General features: G+C 60.8%; 19 protein-coding genes. 9 read left to right on the forward strand and 10 right to left on the reverse strand.

Annotated elements, in window-relative coordinates:
- Positions 1–281 precede the first annotated feature (281 nt).
- Positions 282–878, forward strand: coding sequence for a bifunctional nicotinamidase/pyrazinamidase (pncA, locus tag PAE61_RS16680; RefSeq protein WP_271113461.1), 597 nt, complete (start codon positions 282–284; stop codon positions 876–878).
- Positions 875–2188, forward strand: coding sequence for a nicotinate phosphoribosyltransferase (gene pncB, locus PAE61_RS16685; RefSeq protein ID WP_271113462.1), 1314 nt, complete (start codon positions 875–877; stop codon positions 2186–2188). Before pncA ends, pncB begins: the two co-directional genes overlap by 4 nt.
- A 41-nt stretch (positions 2189–2229) precedes the next feature.
- Here pncB and PAE61_RS16690 read toward each other — a convergent pair whose 3' ends face one another.
- The 10 genes from PAE61_RS16690 to fliF form a co-directional block, all read right to left on the reverse strand.
- The gene (locus tag PAE61_RS16690; protein WP_271113463.1) at positions 2230–3456 is read right to left on the reverse strand and encodes a class I SAM-dependent RNA methyltransferase; all 1227 of its coding nucleotides are present in this window, start codon (positions 3454–3456) and stop codon (positions 2230–2232) included.
- A gap of 6 nt (positions 3457–3462) precedes the next feature.
- On the reverse strand, positions 3463–3618 hold the full coding sequence (locus tag PAE61_RS16695; RefSeq protein WP_271113464.1) for a hypothetical protein: 156 nt from the start codon (positions 3616–3618) through the stop codon (positions 3463–3465).
- 30 nt (positions 3619–3648) lie between these two features.
- Positions 3649–5535, reverse strand: coding sequence for an ABC transporter ATP-binding protein (locus tag PAE61_RS16700; RefSeq protein ID WP_271113465.1), 1887 nt, complete (start codon positions 5533–5535; stop codon positions 3649–3651).
- The gene (locus tag PAE61_RS16705; RefSeq protein ID WP_271113466.1) at positions 5532–6692 is read right to left on the reverse strand and encodes a CCA tRNA nucleotidyltransferase; all 1161 of its coding nucleotides are present in this window, start codon (positions 6690–6692) and stop codon (positions 5532–5534) included. Before PAE61_RS16705 ends, PAE61_RS16700 begins: the two co-directional genes overlap by 4 nt.
- Complete coding sequence (locus PAE61_RS16710) at positions 6689–7381, reverse strand: NUDIX hydrolase (protein ID WP_271113467.1); 693 nt, start codon at positions 7379–7381, stop codon at positions 6689–6691. Before PAE61_RS16710 ends, PAE61_RS16705 begins: the two co-directional genes overlap by 4 nt.
- On the reverse strand, positions 7378–8394 hold the full coding sequence (hslO, locus tag PAE61_RS16715) for an Hsp33 family molecular chaperone HslO (RefSeq protein WP_271113468.1): 1017 nt from the start codon (positions 8392–8394) through the stop codon (positions 7378–7380). Before hslO ends, PAE61_RS16710 begins: the two co-directional genes overlap by 4 nt.
- A gap of 317 nt (positions 8395–8711) precedes the next feature.
- Positions 8712–9434: a flagellar type III secretion system pore protein FliP gene (gene fliP / locus PAE61_RS16720; RefSeq protein WP_434803138.1), complete on the reverse strand. Its 723-nt coding sequence runs from the start codon at positions 9432–9434 to the stop codon at positions 8712–8714.
- 83 nt (positions 9435–9517) lie between these two features.
- Positions 9518–9778, reverse strand: coding sequence for a FliM/FliN family flagellar motor switch protein (locus tag PAE61_RS16725; RefSeq protein WP_271113470.1), 261 nt, complete (start codon positions 9776–9778; stop codon positions 9518–9520).
- Positions 9779–10327, reverse strand: coding sequence for a hypothetical protein (locus PAE61_RS16730; protein WP_271113471.1), 549 nt, complete (start codon positions 10325–10327; stop codon positions 9779–9781).
- Positions 10324–11913, reverse strand: coding sequence for a flagellar basal-body MS-ring/collar protein FliF (fliF, locus tag PAE61_RS16735; protein ID WP_271113472.1), 1590 nt, complete (start codon positions 11911–11913; stop codon positions 10324–10326). Before fliF ends, PAE61_RS16730 begins: the two co-directional genes overlap by 4 nt.
- A 109-nt stretch (positions 11914–12022) precedes the next feature.
- Here fliF and PAE61_RS16740 point away from each other — a divergent pair, with 109 nt between their 5' ends.
- From PAE61_RS16740 to PAE61_RS16770, 7 genes are read left to right on the forward strand one after another with little or no spacing between them, the layout of a single operon-like run.
- On the forward strand, positions 12023–12481 hold the full coding sequence (locus tag PAE61_RS16740; protein ID WP_271113473.1) for a flagellar basal body-associated FliL family protein: 459 nt from the start codon (positions 12023–12025) through the stop codon (positions 12479–12481).
- A gap of 47 nt (positions 12482–12528) precedes the next feature.
- Positions 12529–12822, forward strand: a complete 294-nt coding sequence (locus PAE61_RS16745) for a hypothetical protein (RefSeq protein WP_271113474.1) — start codon at positions 12529–12531, stop codon at positions 12820–12822.
- Positions 12815–13351: a MotE family protein gene (locus tag PAE61_RS16750; protein WP_271113475.1), complete on the forward strand. Its 537-nt coding sequence runs from the start codon at positions 12815–12817 to the stop codon at positions 13349–13351. Before PAE61_RS16745 ends, PAE61_RS16750 begins: the two co-directional genes overlap by 8 nt.
- 9 nt (positions 13352–13360) lie before the next feature.
- Positions 13361–14227: a flagellar motor stator protein MotA gene (gene motA / locus PAE61_RS16755; RefSeq protein ID WP_271113476.1), complete on the forward strand. Its 867-nt coding sequence runs from the start codon at positions 13361–13363 to the stop codon at positions 14225–14227.
- Complete coding sequence (locus PAE61_RS16760) at positions 14224–14538, forward strand: hypothetical protein (protein WP_271113477.1); 315 nt, start codon at positions 14224–14226, stop codon at positions 14536–14538. The genes motA and PAE61_RS16760 overlap by 4 nt, the downstream gene beginning before the upstream one ends.
- Complete coding sequence (locus tag PAE61_RS16765; RefSeq protein ID WP_271113478.1) at positions 14535–16625, forward strand: flagellar biosynthesis protein FlhA; 2091 nt, start codon at positions 14535–14537, stop codon at positions 16623–16625. The genes PAE61_RS16760 and PAE61_RS16765 overlap by 4 nt, the downstream gene beginning before the upstream one ends.
- Positions 16625–17365 (forward strand): flagellar biosynthetic protein FliR, encoded by a 741-nt coding sequence (locus PAE61_RS16770; RefSeq protein ID WP_271113479.1) that lies wholly within the window; start codon positions 16625–16627, stop codon positions 17363–17365. Before PAE61_RS16765 ends, PAE61_RS16770 begins: the two co-directional genes overlap by 1 nt.
- Positions 17366–17381: the final 16 nt, after the last annotated feature.

Raw genomic sequence — 17381 nt, forward strand, 5'->3', positions numbered from 1 at the left:
ATCCCCACAGAAGGGCAGATGAGCGGCCCGCGCTGGATTCGTATTCGTCAAACCGCCCCTGCTGATGCAGTTCTTCGGGATAATGTCCGGCCCGTCTGTACCCTGATCTGGATCATTCGTCATGAAAGCCCCCCTAACGCAAATGCCGTCCGATCAGTTTGATCAGCTTGCAGCGAACCCGGCAAGAGCCATCCTGTATTGCTTGCATCGCAGCGCTGGTTGCGTGGCACCATTGACGCCCTCTCCGCAACTGCTACCAAAGCTTATCGGAGGATGTGATCATGCCCAAAGCCCTTATCGTGATTGACGCTCAGGTCGATTTCTGTCCCGGAGGCCGTCTGGCCGTAGAGGGCGGCGATCAGATCATGGGGCCGGTCAATGATCTGATGGCGGATTACGACGCCGTCGTGCTGACGCAGGACTGGCATCCCGAGGATCATTCGAGCTTTGCCGATAATCACGACGGGGCCGAACCGTTCAGCACTGTGGACATGCCCTATGGGCCTCAGGTTTTGTGGCCGCGGCATTGCGTGATCGGATCGCCGGGCGCGGCGTTCCATCCTGTTCTGGCGGTGGATGTGGCGGATATGATCCTGCGGAAAGGCTACAGGCCGGATATCGACAGCTATTCGGCGTTTTTCGAGAACGATCACAAGACCCGCACCGGGCTGGAGGGCTATCTGCGTGAGCGCGGTCTGCTGGAGCTGGATTTCGTCGGGCTCGCCCATGATTTCTGCGTTGCCTGGTCGGCCATTGACGCCGCGAAGCTGGGCTTCACCGTCAGTGTGATCGAAGAGGCGACGCGGGCCATAGATCTGAACGGATCCCGCGCCTCCGCGCAGGAGAATATGCGCGCAGCAGGAGTGACCCTGAAATGATGCCCAATGTCGATATTGCCAGCCGTGTTTATAATCACCGCTGGAAGATTGATCCGATCGTGCGCTCGCTGCTGGATACGGATTTCTACAAGCTGCTGATGTGTCAGTCGGTGTTCCGCAACCGGCCCGACACGAACGTGACCTTCCAGCTTATCAACCGGACGAAATCCGTGCGCCTCGCCGATATGGTCGATGAGGCCGAGCTGCGCGAACAACTGGATCAGGTCCGCGCCTTGCGGCTGACGCGCGGGGAATCGACATGGCTGCGGGGCAATACCTTCTATGGCAAGCGCCAGATGTTCCGCCCCGATTTCATGGAGTGGCTGGAGAATGTGCAGCTTCCCGAATATGAGCTGACCAAGCGCGACGGCCAGTATGAGCTTCGCTTCGAAGGCAAATGGCCCGAGGTGATGCTGTGGGAAATTCCTGCCCTCGCCATCATCATGGAGCTTCGGTCCCGCGCCGTGACCAAGGATATGGGGCGGTTCGAATTGCAGGTTCTTTATGCCCGCGCGATGACACGGGTCTGGGAAAAGATCACCGGGCTGAACACGTTGCCGGATCTGAAGATCGCCGATTTCGGGACGCGGCGGCGGCATTCCTATCTGTGGCAGGACTGGTGTGTGCAGGCGATGGGCGAAGGTCTGGGCCATGCGCCGGACGGCAAATTCACCGGCACCTCGAATTGCCTGATCGCCATGCGCCGCGATGTTGAGGCAATCGGGACCAATGCGCATGAATTGCCGATGGTCTATGCCGCCCTTGCCGAGACGGATCATGAGCTGAAACAGGCTCCTTACCGGGTGCTGGCCGACTGGCATGAGGAACATGAGGGCAATCTGCGCATCATCCTGCCCGATACTTATGGCACAAAGGGGTTTCTGGACGATGCGCCGGACTGGCTGGCGGGCTGGACCGGGATCCGTGTCGATTCAGGCGATCCTGCGGAAAACGCTGAAATCGCGATCCAATGGTGGAAAGATCGCGGCGAAGACCCGACCCAGAAGCTGGTGATTTTCTCGGACGGGCTGGATGAAGAGAAGATCAAGCATCTCTATCTCCAGTTCAACGGCCGCGTGAAGGTCAGCTTCGGTTGGGGGACGCTGCTGACCAATGATTTCCGGGGGCTGGTGGATGGCGACGGGCTGGACCCGCTAAGCCTTGTCTGCAAAGCCGTTGAGGCCGAGGGTCGGCCCACGGTCAAGCTGTCCGACAACCCCGCCAAGGCGATGGGGCCGGCTGATCAGATCGAGCGTTACAAGCGGGTCTTCGGTGTCGGCGAGCAAGAGCGGGTCGAGGTCTTCGTTTGATCCTCGACCGGCGCCCATAATGGCTGCGCCCCGGGGTTCTTTCAGTCGCGGGTGAAGCTGGTCACTGTTTCGACATGGGGCGACCAGCGGAACTGGTCAACCACATAGATGCCACCCATGCGCCAGCCTGCGGCGGTCATGGTGGCGGCGTCGCGGGCAAAGGTGACGGGATCGCAGCTGACCCATGCGATGCGGTCCAGCGAGGATGCGGCCAGCTCTCTGGCCTGTGCGGCGGCACCGCTGCGGGGCGGGTCGATCACGGCGGCATCGAACCGCGCCAGTTCGTCCGGCATCAGCGGGCGGGTGGCGAGGTCGCGGGTCTCGGTCGTGATGCGATGCAGATCTGGGGTGCTGCGCCATGCCGCGTCAAGCGCCTCCAGCGGTGCGGCCAGCCCCTCGACCGCGTGCATTTCGGCCTGTGCCGCCAGAGGCAGGGTAAAGGTGCCGCAGCCTGCGAACAGATCGACGATGCGGCGGCGGCCTTCAAGGGTTTTGCGCACGACGCTCAGCAACGCGGCCTCACCCTCTGCGGTTGCCTGCAGGAAGGCACCGGGCGGCGGCACGACCCGGGCGCGACCCATCGGGCGGGCGGGGGCGCGGCGGGTCATCGGCGTGCCGTCCCAGTCGAGACGCGCCAGCTCTCCCTGACGCATCAGCGTACCCAGTGTTTCGGTCAACGCCGCATCGATTGGTTTGCCGCCGCTGACGGCGATATCCAGACCGGCGGGGGTCTCGGTGACGGTCAGGGACAGTTCAGCATTACGCGAGGCCCCGGCTGCAACCATGTCGCGCAGCAGGGGCAATGCCGCGTTAATCTGCGGGCGCAGCACGCGGCAATCCGTGACATCGACGATCTGATCCGAGGCTCTGCCGTGGAACCCGACGGTCGCCCCGCGCTTGGTGCGCCGCCCCGACAAAACCGCCCTGCGGCGAGAGCGTTCGGGCGATGTCGCCACCCCGGCGATCCGGGCCGTAATCCCATGCGCCGACAGGGCAGAGCGGACCAGATCGGCCTTCCATTGCGCCACGAAGCCATCGGCGGCATGCATCAGCGCACATCCGCCGCAGCTTGCATAATGCGGGCAATCCGGGCGGATACGGTCGGGCGAGGGGCGGAGGATTTTCGGCGCGGCGATGCGCCCGTCATGCGCCTCACCCGTGATCTGCTCACCCGGCAGGGTCCGCGCCGCGAATACCTGCTGCCCGTCATCCGCGACGGCGATTCCGTCGCCGTGACGGCCAAGCCGTTCAACTGTCCAGAGCGTCATGCGGGCCTAGTTCACCAGCCGGTCAATCGCGCGGATATTATAGGCGGTACGATTCGCCGTTCCCACGGTATCGTTGAACCCGTCCAGGGCGCGTCTTTCAGGTGTCCCGGCGCAGCCTGCGACGGCGAAAAGCATGGCGGTGGCGATCAGCAGGCGCGGCATGAGGGCTTCCCTTTCAGCATCGCCGCGATTTTAGGCGGTTTGCGGCGCTGCGTGAACCCCATCCGCGCCCTGATCGTCCTCATCCGTGCCAAGAAACCCGCCCGATTGCCGGTTCCAGTAACGCGCATAGGTGCCGTTCTGCGCAAGAAGCTGGTCATGCGTGCCTTCCTCGACGATGCGGCCCTCCTCCAGCACGACGATCCGGTCCATCTCGGCGATGGTTGAAAGGCGGTGCGCAATCGCCAGCACGGTCTTGCCCTCCATCACCCGGTCGAGCGAATCCTGAATGGCTGCCTCGACCTCGCTGTCCAGCGCCGAGGTCGCTTCATCCAGAATAAGGATCGGGGCGTCTTTCAGAAAGGCGCGGGCCAGGGCGATACGCTGCCGCTGCCCGCCCGACAGCTTGACGCCACGCTCACCCAGATGCGCGTCATAACCTGTCCGACCCGCATGGTCCTGCATCCCGGCGATGAATTTATCCGCCTCTGCCGCGGCGGCGGCGGCCTCGATCTGCGCATGTGTCGCCTCGGGGCTGCCATAACGGATATTGTCGCGGGCCGAGCGGTTGAACATCGCTGTTTCCTGCGTGACCATGCCGATATTCCGGCGCAGGCTTTCCTGAGTCACATCGCGGATATCCGACCCGTCGATCAGGATCTTGCCCGCCTCGACGTCATAGAGCCTCAGCAACAAGGCAACCAGCGTTGACTTGCCGGCACCGGATGCGCCGACCAGACCGACACGCTCTCCGGGTCGGATCGCAAGGTCGATCCCGTGCACCCCGCCATGCCCGTCCGTGCGGCCATAGCTGAATGAGACATTCTGGAAACGGACCTCTCCGCTGATCTGCGACAATGTCTCCGCGCCGGGTGCGTCGGTCAGCGTATGGCCTGGCGACAAGGTCTGCATCCCGTCCTCGATCTCACCGATCGAGCCCCAGATTCCCATCAGAGCCATGCTGACCCAACCGCTCATCTGCGACAGGCGAAGCGCAATCGCCCCCGATGCCGCGATATCGCCCGCCGTGGCCTGACCCTGCTGATACAGGAAAATCGTGCCGCCGATCAGGATGACGGGCAGGACCCCGGCAAGCGTCATCAGCGACAGGCGGAACCATGTCGAGACCACGCCGAAATCAAGGGCGCGTTCGCGGAACCCGGCCATTGCGGACAGGGCGGCGCGATCCTCATGATCGGCATGGGCGAACAGTTTGACCGTCTTGATATTGGTGATCGTATCCACGACCTGTCCGGTCACGGTCGCGCGGGCCGATGCGCGTGCGGCGGATCGCGCACGGATCAGCGGCAGGAAAAAGCGGATCAGCAGGCCATAGGCCGCCAGCCATGCCAGCAATGCGACCGCGCTCCAGATATCGACCGACAGAAGATAGGCAGCAGAGCCGATGATCGCGGCCAGTGCAAAGGCGACCACATTCACCATTTCCGAGGCGAAATCGGTGATCGCCCGCGCGGTCTGCATCTGTTTCTGTGCCAGCCGACCGGCGAAGTCGTTGTCGAAGAAACTGACCGCCTGTCCCATTGTCCAGCGATGCAGGCGCGACAGCACCAGAGGCAGCACATTCGGCCCGATAATCACGTTAGACGAGGCCGTCGATAGGCCCAGTATGATGGGGCGTATGACCAGAAAGAACAGAACGAAACCCAGAAGGATCGGCCAGCTTTGGTCCCAGACGGTTTCGGGCGTGGAGCCTGTGATGCTGTCGATGACAGCACCCAGCAATGTCGCGGATATCACATCCGCCGCTCCGCTTGCCGCCGAGGTCAGCGCGGCGATGGACAGGCCCCGCCCGGACCCGCTGAGCGCCCATCGGATGAACCGCAACAAGCTTTGTGGGGGCGGGCCGTCTGCCGGGCGGAATGCGTCGATCTGGTCGGCAAATGGGGCATGGAGGTTCATGAATCATCCTTCCCCGCCAGAAGGGCGGTCTCAATCAGGGCGGGTCGCGTGGCCGCGAACCCGGACTCTATCCAATGCGCCTCGGCCGCTTTCAGGCCCCGGCCGATCTGCGGGCCGGACAGAGCGGGCATCAGATCCGCCGCCGTGACCGGAAGCGTCGCATTCGCGGCGCGGTCGATACGCTGCTGCCAGTCTTGCGCGACTTCAACGTCCTTTGCCAGCCGGATCAGCGCGATATCGCGGGCCAGTTCAAAGCCGTGATGAAAGGCGATTTCATCCAGGGACATCTGCGCCGAGGCATTGACGGTGCTGAGATATGTGGCCTCCTGTCGCGAAAGCCGCAGCACCCCGGCGGGGTCTTCAGCGCCAAGCGCAGCAAGGCGGCGCTGCCAGTCCGGCGCAGTATTTTCATGCCTCTCCTGAAGCACAAGCGCGGTGAGGGTCCCGCTTTTCGCACCGGGTAGAATTTGCGTCAGCACCCCGGTTTCCTCCATCAGCGCGACCGAGGCCGAAGGATCGGGTGCGGACAGCAATTTGCGTATCTCGGCCCCGATCCGTTCGGCGGAAACTCCTGAAAGCCCGGCCCGCTCGGCGGCAACCAGCCCGGTGATACCGGGCGCGGAGCTTTCGGCATACCAGGCAAGAAAGCGGAAAAACCGCAGAATACGAAGATAATCCTCACGGATGCGAGTTGCGGGATCGCCGACAAAGCGCAGTTCGCGGTTCTGCAGATCGTTCCAGCCATTCACCGGGTCAAGAAGCTGACCATCCGCCGTCAGATACAGCGCATTCATGGTGAAATCCCGGCGGGCGGCGTCGTCCTCGATCCGGTCCGAGAATGACACCACGGCCCACCGGCCATCCGTTTCAAGGTCCCGCCGAAATGTCGTCACCTCAAAGCCCGTACCGTCGGCCACGATGGTCACAGTGCCGTGGTCGATGCCTGTCGGTACGGCTTTCAGCCCTGCATCCCGTGCAAGCTCGATCACCCGCTTTGGATGCGCGTCGGTCGAGATATCCACATCGTCGACCGCATATCCAAGCGCGGCATTCCGCACGGCACCGCCGACGATCAGGGCCCGATGTCCGCTCGCGCTCAGCATCGACATGACGCGCTGCAGCGGCGCGTCGGACAGAAAATCCGCGGCAAGCTTCATACAGAGAGCCTCTGAGCAAGACCCAGCAGGATCCGCGCCGTCGCGCCCCAGAGATAATAGGGACCATAAGGCGCCACCCGATAGGCCCGCCAGCTTCCGCGCCAGACCCGGCCCTCAAGCCGGTAATTCCCCGGATTGGCGATGTGATCGAAGGGGAGGGTGAACACCTCTGCGACCTCGCCCGGCTCGGCGACCGGCGAGAAGGGACCACGGATGATGCCGACGACTGGAGTGATCCTGAATTGCGTCACCGTGCGATGCGGAGGCAGCGTTCCTATGACTTCCAGTTGTGCAGGATCAAGCGCGATTTCCTCATGCGCTTCACGCAGGGCGGCGGCGATCTGGTCGGCATCGCCGGGATCGACCTTGCCGCCCGGCAGGGCAATCTGCCCCGGATGATGCCGCATCGTTGCGGCTCGCTTGGTCAGGTAAAGCCGCCCGTCATCTTCATGAAATGCGGCCAGCACACCGGCCTCGCGCAGCGGAAGATCCGGCGCGGTTACCTCGGGGTTGGCGTCGAAATCAGAGGTCGGATCAGCCGGAGTCTGTATGGCACGTTCCAGCCGGGTCCTCAGCGCCTTCACGGATATGTCTGATGATGCCATGCCGCCACCTGACCCGGCCTGCGCCGCTGCATTCAACTGCGCAGGCCGGGTTCTGGATATGTCGGCGGCGGGGCGGCGGATCATTCGGCGGCTTCATCCTGCGGCAGAGGATTGCCCTCGGCATCGACCGTCGCCTCGAAACCGAGCGAGTTGGGGTCGAATTCGTAATGCGCACCGCAGAACTGGCAATCTGCCGTGACCACGCCCTGTTCGGTCGTCATATGCGCGATGTCCTTCTGCGAATAGATGGAAAGGGTATTACGCACACGATCGGCATCGCAAGAACAGCCGAATTCGACACGCTGCGGATCGAAGACTCGCGGGTCTTCCTCGTGGAACAGCCGGAACAGCAGGTCGGTCGGAGCCAGAGACGGTCCGATCAGCTCCATATCCTCGACGGTCGACAACAGATGATTGGCGCGGTTCCAATCCTCTGATTCCGCGCCCTGCAGAATATCTGCCGCCGCGATCAGATTGTTTTCCCCGCTGGCCCCCTCATCGCGTATCGGCTGAGCAGGCAATGTCTGCAGCATAATCCCGCCCGCACGCCACGAACTGTCCTGACCGCGCAGCGTCGACTGCCCGTAGGACAGCGAAAAACTGGTCGGCAATTGCTCGGATTGCGCGAAATAGGTTTCCGCACAGGCGGACAGCGATCCGCCTGCCAGCGGCGTGATGCCCTGATACGGGCTGGTCCCCGAACCCTGGTCGATCAGAATCGCGAAATACCCCTCGCCGATCTGATCGAAATATGGCTCGGCCGTCAGCCGTTCCTCATCGAAACTGGCCCATGCACGCATCCTTGCCGGTCCGCCTTCGGTTTCCGGGGCATAATAATCGGCGGCAATGGTCCGGATGGCACCGTTTCCGCGCACCTGCAAAGAAAGCTTCCAGCGCAGTTTGATGGTCTGTCCGATCATCGCCGTCAGCAGCGACAATTCCGCGACCGCAGCGGCGACGGGTTCGGGATAATTATGGCGGGACAGAATATGGTCGAGAACCCCATCAAGCCGGACCACTCGCCCGCGAATCGAAGAGCGGTCGAGCTGGAACGGCAGGACGGTGTCGTCCCACGCGATCTGGTTGATACTGGTCATGGTGGTCCTTCGGATTGGCTGGCGCCTGTCGGCGCATGTCAGCCCACAATATAGGACAGCTATACGCGATCCCAAGGGGTGGATTGCATGCGGGCGAAACTGGGGTGTTCTCTGTGCCGTCGGGATGGCGGTTTCAACTGAGAATCTGACCGCTGAAAGATGGTGGCAGTTATATGAACACAGTTAGGGCAATATTTTTTGTCGCTCTGATCCGGCTGTGCTGAGGCATCAAAGCTAACATACACGATCAGGGCCTCGCGGTTCCCGACAACCCGGTCAGAACATACGTCACCTCTTCAGATCAAACCCCGGTTGCGCTACTGATATCCACGAACAAGCGCAGCCGAGATCAGCGTCCAGCCATCCACCACGACGAAAAACGCCAGCTTGAAGGGCAATGACACTACGACCGGAGGCACCATCATCATCCCCATCGCCATCAAAACCGCAGACACAACCAGATCGATCACCAGAAACGGCAGCGCGACAAGAAAGCCGATCTGGAAGGCTCGTTGCAGCTCGGTCAGCATATATGACGGGACAAGTATTCTCAGCCCATCGCTGTTCTCAGCCGGGACAAGCGATCTCATGTGATCCAGCACGGCCGGGTCAGTCCGCGCGGACATGAAGCGCTCGAACGGGCCGACCGCACGGGAAAGCGCCTCGACAATGCCGATTTGTCCCGCTTGCAGAGGCACCGCCGCAGCCTGCCATGCGTCTTGCAGCACGGGGTCCATTACGAACCATGTCAGAAACAGCGCCAGACTGACAATCAGCATGTTCGGCGGCGATTGCTGCAGCCCCAGAGACTGCCGCAGAATCGACAGCACGGTCACCATGAAAGGAAAACAGGTCACCGTGATCGCAATGGCAGGTGCGAGCGACAGGACGGTCAGCGCCAGAAACAGCAGGATCGAGCTTTGTCCAACTCCGCCGGAAGAGTCCGCCCCGGCCGTCGCGATGTCATTGATCAAAGCGCCAAGCGCACCGCCACCGGCTACACCAGCGACCGGCGCAGTTTCGCCGTACAGCGTCGGCATGTCCGGCGACACGGACTGCGCCAAAACCATGCCCGGCCACAGAACCAGACAAACCAGCGGCCAGGTCAGGCCGTGCCAGTGCCTCATTCCGTTCCTGCTCCTGCAGCCTGCGTAATGCGAAGCATCAGCCGCGAGTCGTCGGCATCATCCGTAATCAGCTCGCCCTTGGCCAGAACATGGTCACCCACGCAGATCTCAACTCCGTCCTCGACGGCCTGATCCAGTGGCAGGACGTCGCCTTCCTTAAGCGCAGAGAGCTCAGCCACCGTCATGCGCAACATTCCGATACGCACCGAGATTTCCACAGGGATGCTGTCGGTCGGAATCGCGGGATTGATATTCATCTAGCCCTCCTCAGACTCTGACAGTCCCGCCAGAATTTCATCTATCCGGGCCAGAAATTCGTCAGGATCGATGACGATCTTTCCGGCATCGAAGGTGATTTCGGTATGCTTGGCGGGAACGAGGCTGATACCTTCCAGCCCAATTTTCTCAATCTGCGCCTGAACCAGATGTATGACATCTTCCTCTGCAGACACTGTGCAGCGGGGGGCGACCCCGGACAGCGCCAGATGCTCAAGCTCGGTCAACAGCAGCCCTGCCAGTTGTTCTGCCCGGTTCGCCGCAAGGTGACCGGCGATCGCCCTGATCACGGGCGCGAGCGATTGCAAAGTTTCCCCAACGGCGGCCTGCCACATCCCGGCATTGTCTTTCGCGCTTTCGGCGGCTTGTTGAAGCGCATTGGCCAACTCGGCTGTGACGTCAGCACGCGCTGTGCTTTCGCCGTCCGAATACCCACGCGCATATTCCGCAGTCAGTTGATCCCGGCTGATACGCTCTTCCACATCTGTTTTTCGTGCTGCGAAATCTTCGAGCCTCGCGATATTGCTCATATTGCAGGCCTTTCATCTTCGCCGATCCAGCCATTCAGAAGCCGGACCGTTTCATCCTGCCGTTCCTTCATCAGACGCCGAAGCCGCGCCACCGGATCGGCGTCCTGCGTTGAATCGTCGTCGAAATCGAAATCCGGAGATGCCATTGCAATCATCGGAATCGCGTCGCTGTCTGCAGGCTCAAGCGGTCGCATATCCGAGATTCCCATAGCAGAAGAAACCGGTGGCACGGTTTCATCCAGACCACCGCCCGCAGACATACCGCCCATCCGTAAGCCACGCATCGCGAGGGCAAGCGCCCCCAATGCGAAAAATCCAATCACGGCAAGCCGGGCCAGAGATCCCAGTTCGAGGCGATCGACCAGCCCGCCGGACCGGTCCGCACGGGTGCCGTCCTGTGCCGCATTCACGAACGGCATCGACCTCACCGTAATTTCATCCTGACGCGTTTCGTCGTAACCGACGGCAGCGGCAACCAGATCCCTGATGGTTTCCAATTCCTGGTCCGAGCGCGGCTCAATTTGCGTCGTTCCGTCCGCGTTTTCGCGAGGGACACCATTCACAAGCACAGCAACGCTCAGTCGCCGGATATCGCCGGGCAGCCGGTCCACCTGCCGGGTAACGCTGCCGACCTCATAATTCGCACGTTGCCGTGTTTCCGAACGCTGAGATTGCTGCGTATCGCCGTCTTCTCCGGCCTGTTCCGGCAGGTTGGAAGCCGCAGTTACCGCCCCACCATCCGCCTTGCTGCTTTCGTCGACAAGTTCTTCGTTTTCCTCTGAGATCATAGCCCGCTGCGTGGGATCGAAACTGCGTTCGACAAGTTGCTCGGATTGCGTCACCAGCGCGATGCTGACCTCGACAATCGCGTTTCCGGCTCCGACATGCGGCGCAAGAATGCGCTCGACATTCTCTTTCATGCGGGCTTCGCGGTCGGAGGAGTTCTGCTTGTCGCGTGGCGCGACCAGCCCCCGCGCGGAATCGATGACCGACACGGCGTCCGGCTGCAGTTGGGGCACCGCCGAGGAAATCAGGAAACGCATGGCGTTTGCCTGCTCCGAACTGACCGGTTGCCCATCGGTAACGACGGTCACCGATGCCGCACCGGGCTGGCTGAGCCGATAGCCGCGTGACTGTGGCGGGGTCAGATGGACGCGGGCAGACTGGATCGAGGGGATCGACAGAATGGTCCGCGCCAGTTCGCCTTCCTTCGCCCGCCAATATGCAGCATCGAACATCTGCGATGTGGTGCTGAAACCCGACATATCATCGAGAATTTCGTATCCGGCGCCACCTTGCTGGGGAAGGTTCTGCGCGGCCATATCCATGCGAACGCGATCCCGTTCCCTGCTGTCGACCCAGATCGAGCCGTTCCGCAGATCATAGGCTATCCCGTTCTGCTCCAGATGCGCGATGATCGGGGCTGCACGCGCATCTTCAAGCCCGGCATAGAGAAGCGATTTCGGAACCCGGCTTGCATAGAAGACAAAAGCCAGCGTCAACAGCAACCCGGCAGCGAAACCGCCGAAGATCGCGAGCTTCTGCCGCGGGCTTCGTCCAGCCCAGAATGTCTGCAATTCGTGCAAGATATCCTCTTCGATTCGATGTCTTCGTTGCCCTTTTCTGGCACGGTCCCCATTAATTATTGGTTAGCCGGGCAGTGCTATTTCGATTCTGCGAATGAGGAGAATCAGCATGTCCGAAACACTCGCCGAAGATGGAAAAAGCGGCCGGTTGCGCCTTGTGGCCGCGATTGCCGTGCTGGTTGCGGGCGGAGGGGCATTCGCCGCCGGTTATCTCGGTCTGGTTAGTCCGTCCTTGCTGTTTTCAACAGGCACGAAGGAAGCGGAAACCAAGCCGGAAATTGCGTTTGTCGATGTACCGCGGATCGTGGTTCCGCTTGCCGGGCGCGACAGGCAACTGGTGCTGAGCGTCAAGCTGGAAGCGTCGCCAGCGAATGCGGGTCAGATTCAGACGCTGCTTCCGCGCCTTTCCGACAGTTTCAACCGGTTCCTGAGCGATATCGAACCGGCGGCGATCGACCGGCGTGGCGTGCTGGAAATCATTCGCGCAGAGTTGCTTGCTCGCGCCAAAATGGTCCTAGGGCCGGACATGGTTGAAAACCTTCTGATTACGGAGTTCGCTATAGAATGACGTTTTCCCTTCTTTTTCAGCTTATCTCTGCGGGGATAAGCCTGCCAATGGCTATTTATTGTTATGTCCTGTCGCGACGGTTGCGGCGGCTTAACGATCTTGAAACCGGGTTGGGCGGCGCGATTGCAGTCATGACCTCTGAAATATCCCGGCTCGATCAGGCAACGCGTCGTGCACGGGACGAGGCGCAGATCGCTTCAAAAGAACTGACGCGTACGCTGGAAGCGGCGAGAAAAGAAAAAGCCTATTGGGCGCTTCAATCCAGCCTGGCGATGAATGCACCGCAAGCCGCACGTCGCTTGCGCCCGCGCAAAGCCGCACAGGAACTGTCCGATGCTTAGGGTGGTTGCGATGTTCATTGCCGCATCATCCCTGCCGATTGCGGCGTTGTCGTTGCAGCCTCGTGAAGCGGTCAGCGCATCATCCGAGGCGGGGCAAAGCCTGCTTGACGGATGTGGTGACGTTCCCGAAGTGGTCAATCTTGTTCATGAACTTGGCATCCGCGAGGACCGGATTGGCAAGGCGCTTTCGGCACTGGATGATCGGCGCACCGACATTGCCGAGGCTCGCGAAATGCTTACTGCCGAGCTTCGGCGTCTGAAATCCGCAAGCCAAGACAGGCAACGAGGATCGGGGACGCATGCTCAACGTGCTGTGGATCAGGATATCGCCCGGCTGGTTGCGGTTTACGAAGCGATGAAGCCGAAAGAGGCCTCAGAGGTTATTGCGTCCCTGCCGGATGGCTTCGCGGCGGAACTTCTCATGCGGGTAAACCCCGAAACCGGGGCGCGGATTCTTGCGGAGGTCACGGCAGAGAAAGCTGCGGTTCTGACCACCTATATGGGCGCCCGCAGCGCTGCGCTGAAATAGGAGATCCCGATGTTTGGTGTCCTCGGCATCGTGCTGACTCTGGTCATGGTCTTCGGCGGCTACGCGCTTTCAGGCGGCAAGATGGGTGTGATCCTTCACGCGCTTCCCTTTGAAATGATGATTATCGGCGGCGCGGCTGTCGGCTCTTATATTTTGTCCAACAGCGGCGCCGTTCTGAAGCACACCGGCCCGGCTCTGGTGCGGGCGTTCAAGGGGCCGGTCTGGCAGGCCGGGGATCATGAAGACCTGCTCTGCCTGATGTTCCAGCTTCTGCGGTTGGCGCGCAGCAACCCGGTTGAGCTTGAGGAGCATATCGAAAACCCTGAAAGCAGTGAGATATTCAAGATTTATCCGCGTATTCTGGCACACCATGAGGCCGTATCCATCATCGCGGACACGTTGCGATCGACAAGCCTGAACTATGACGACCCGTATCAGGTCGAGGATGTTCTGGGCAAACGCATCGCACTGATCCGGGAAGAGCAGATGCATGTCCCGCATGCCCTGCAATCGATGGCGGATGCGTTACCGGCTTTGGGTATCGTGGCGGCTGTGCTGGGTGTGATCAAGACGATGGGCTCGATCGACAAGCCACCGGAAGTGCTTGGAGAGATGATCGGCTCGGCGCTTGTGGGCACATTTCTGGGCGTATTTCTGGCCTATGGTCTGGTTGCTCCGCTTGCGCAGCGCCTGGGCGACGTTTGCAAGCACGATATGTCATTTTTCGACGTGATCAAATCGGTGATGGTCGCCAGCCTGCACCAGCACGCGACGAATTTATGCGTCGAGGTGGGGCGTCAGTCAGCGCCCGAGGATGTCAGGCCAAGCTTCGTTACGCTGGAAAACGCCTTGCGTGACATCAAGAGGGCGGCGTGATGGTGCTGGCAGGTTTTCTCGCGGCCAGCCTCAGCCTTGTACCCGTCCCGGAACTGGCGGAAATGACGGAAGAAATTGATGCCTTGGTCCTTGCTGGAAAGGCGGTGCCGCCCGATTTTCTGCTGCGTGTCCGCCGCATGGCATCGCCAGAAGAGCGGATGCAGATCGTGGTGTATTTACGGCGCTCCGGCCTGCTGACAGGCCCGGCGCTTGATCTTCATCGCTATGTTTTTAACGCAGAGAGCGGAACATCCCAAACTGACCGGAACATGAATGATACTGCGTCAGCACAGGTTTCAGCCGAGAAATGAGGGTTGAACCACGCAGCGAAGCGGGGCCTGCGGGCAATATAAAAGGGGTGGCGATTACCTCCGGGCTGGTTCTGATCGTACTCACGATGGTGATCCCAATCCCGGCGGGGCTTCTGGATCTGGGAATCGCGCTTTCCATCGCCACAGCGACAATGATTCTGGTGATGGCCTCGACGGTTGAGAAGCCGACGGATTTTCAGGCTTTTCCGGTTCTGCTTCTGATATCGCTGGTCATCCGCCTGTCGCTGAATGTTTCATCGACGCGGCTGATCCTGTCGGAGGGACATACGGGCAGCGGCGCAGCCGGCCATGTCATCAGCGGGTTCTCGCAGTTTGTCGCCGGTGGCTCGCTGATGATCGGGATCACGATTTTCGCGGTGATTTCAGCGGTAAACTTCATTGTGATCACAAAAGGCGCCGGACGGATGGCCGAGGTGTCCGCGCGGTTCGCTTTGGACAGCCTGCCGGGGAAGCAGCTGGCGATTGACGGTGATCTCAGTTCGGGGGCGATTGATCACGCCGAGGCTCGTCGCAGGCGTGGCAATGATCAACGCGAGATCAGCTTTTTCGGCTCTCTGGACGGAACATCGAAATTCGTGAAGGGCGATGCGATTGCCGGTATCGTGATTACGCTGATAAACCTGCTGGTCGGAATCGCGATGGGCGTGATCGTTCATGGACTGCCGGTCGGTCAGGCTCTGGACAGCTATTCCCGCCTGACAATCGGGGATGGGTTGGTCAGTCAGGTCCCGTCTCTGATTACCTCAATGGCTGCAGCGCTTCTTTTGTCCCGTGGCGGAGCGACCGAGGAAACCTCAACCCTCATTTTGGGTCAGGCGCTTGCCGATTGGAGAGCGCCAGCGGTTGTGTCCGGCACAATGCTTCTGATGGCCGCGATACCGGGGATGCCCGGCCTCCTCTTTATCGGTCTGTCCGCGGTACTGGCTGTTACAGCGGTGCTGATCCGGCGCCGGCGCAAATCGGCTGTACGGACTGAACAGGTAGATGCTCTGCCCGACCCTCCTGCGGTGAGGCGCATAGGGGACGATCTCGATATGGACGAAATCACGGTTGAGATCGGCAGTGATCTGGTCATGGACGCGCTTGATTCCGGGCGTGGGCTGGCGACGCGGATCGGAAATCTCAGAAGCTATATGGCGCGTAGTTTCGGCATTGTCATGCCGGAGGTGCGCATCACTGATGACGGCGATTGTGCGCGTGACGAATATCAGATCCGTATCCACGGAATTGCTCGTGGCCGTGGCAGGCTTGAGATCGGGCGTTTGCTGGCGCTTGGGGACGATGCGGCGCTTTCTGTGCTGGACGGGCCGGAAATCCGAGAGCCGGTTTTCGCTGCACAGGCGAAATGGATAGATACTGACCGCCGGGAGGATGCGACGATTTCAGGTGCGACAATCGTTACGCCGATGGAGGTGCTTTCGACCCATCTGATGGAAGTCGTGAAATCCAATCTCAGCGAGTTGTTGACGCTGACCGCGTTGCAGCGTTTGATCTCGGAACTGAAAGAGATGTCCGATCCGGCGCGGGCAAGTTCATATCGTACGTATTTTGACAGTATGATCCCCGAAAAAATCGCGCCTGAATTGCTTCTGGGGGTTCTCAGGCAGATGCTGGATGAAGGCCTGTCGATCCGCAACCTGCCGCTGATCACCGATGCGATCCATGAATTCCGCGGCGCGGGGTCTCCGGATGCGGTATTCGAAGCGATCCGCCCCAGGCTTCGGGGCCAGATCACGCAGCGAATGCTGTCGGCATCAGGCAGGCTTAATCTGGTTCAGCTTCACCCCGGATGGGAGGCTGAGTTCGTTACGATAGATGAGGGCATAAAGCGCGGCGCGACCGAGCTGCCCGTCGCGGAATTGGCCCGCAGGCTGACCGATCGCGTCAAATCGCGGCTTGCCAGTGTAGATGCCGGTGCAGACCCGATCATCGCCGCGCCCGACCATCGCCGGCGACAGATCCGGAATATACTGCGCTCTCACGGTGTGACTGTGCCTGTGCTGGGGTTGGGCGATATCGATCCGGCGGCGGATATCAATCTGCTTGGCTCGATCGAGGTTGGATGATGTCGCCTGATCTGTCCGCGTTCCTGTTTCCACTTTTGCTGGCTTATCTGCGTGTACAGGCTCTTATCCTGATGCTGCCAGCATTGTCCGAACGGCTTCTTTCGGTCAGACTGAGGATCGCGCTTGCTGTCATGCTTGCTCCGATGGCTTATGCGCTCTCGCCGCCACAGTTTAGCCTGCCGACCGGGCCTGCCGGTCTTGCTGTGGATGCCGTTCAAGAGCTTATGGCCGGGTTTCTTGCTGCCTTGCCGGCACGGTTGATCGCGTTCTCGCTTCATACGGCGTCATCTGCGCTTGCGGCAACAGCATCCCTGTCTCAACTGATCGGAACGGGAACAGAGGCCGCGCCGCATCCGGTCGGAAATCTGTTGTATCTTGCCGGTCTGGCCGTGCTGATGGCGATGGGGCTGCCCATGATGCTGATCGATCTGATCGCGCAAAGCTATCTTGTCTTTCCGCCAGGCGGCGATGTGGTCCTGTCCGAAATCACGCAAAATGTGGTCGCATTGACCGCGCGTTCTTTCGTTATTGCGATGCTTCTGGCTGCTCCGTTCATTCTTGGCGGTCTGCTGTACCAACTGCTGACCGGGATCGTGAACCGGGTGATGCCGACCTTGCCCGTGGTGTTTATCGGCGCCCCTGCAATCATCTTGCTGGCTCTCGCCGGTCTGGCGTTCCTCTCGCCTGCGCTGCTTGCGGAATGGGCTCGCGCCGTGTTCGAGGAGGGGATGTGGCGATGAAGGCTCTGCATTCCGA

Origin of the sequence: Paracoccus aerodenitrificans, from assembly GCF_027913215.1 — a bacterium.
Taxonomy (GTDB): domain Bacteria; phylum Pseudomonadota; class Alphaproteobacteria; order Rhodobacterales; family Rhodobacteraceae; genus Paracoccus; species Paracoccus aerodenitrificans.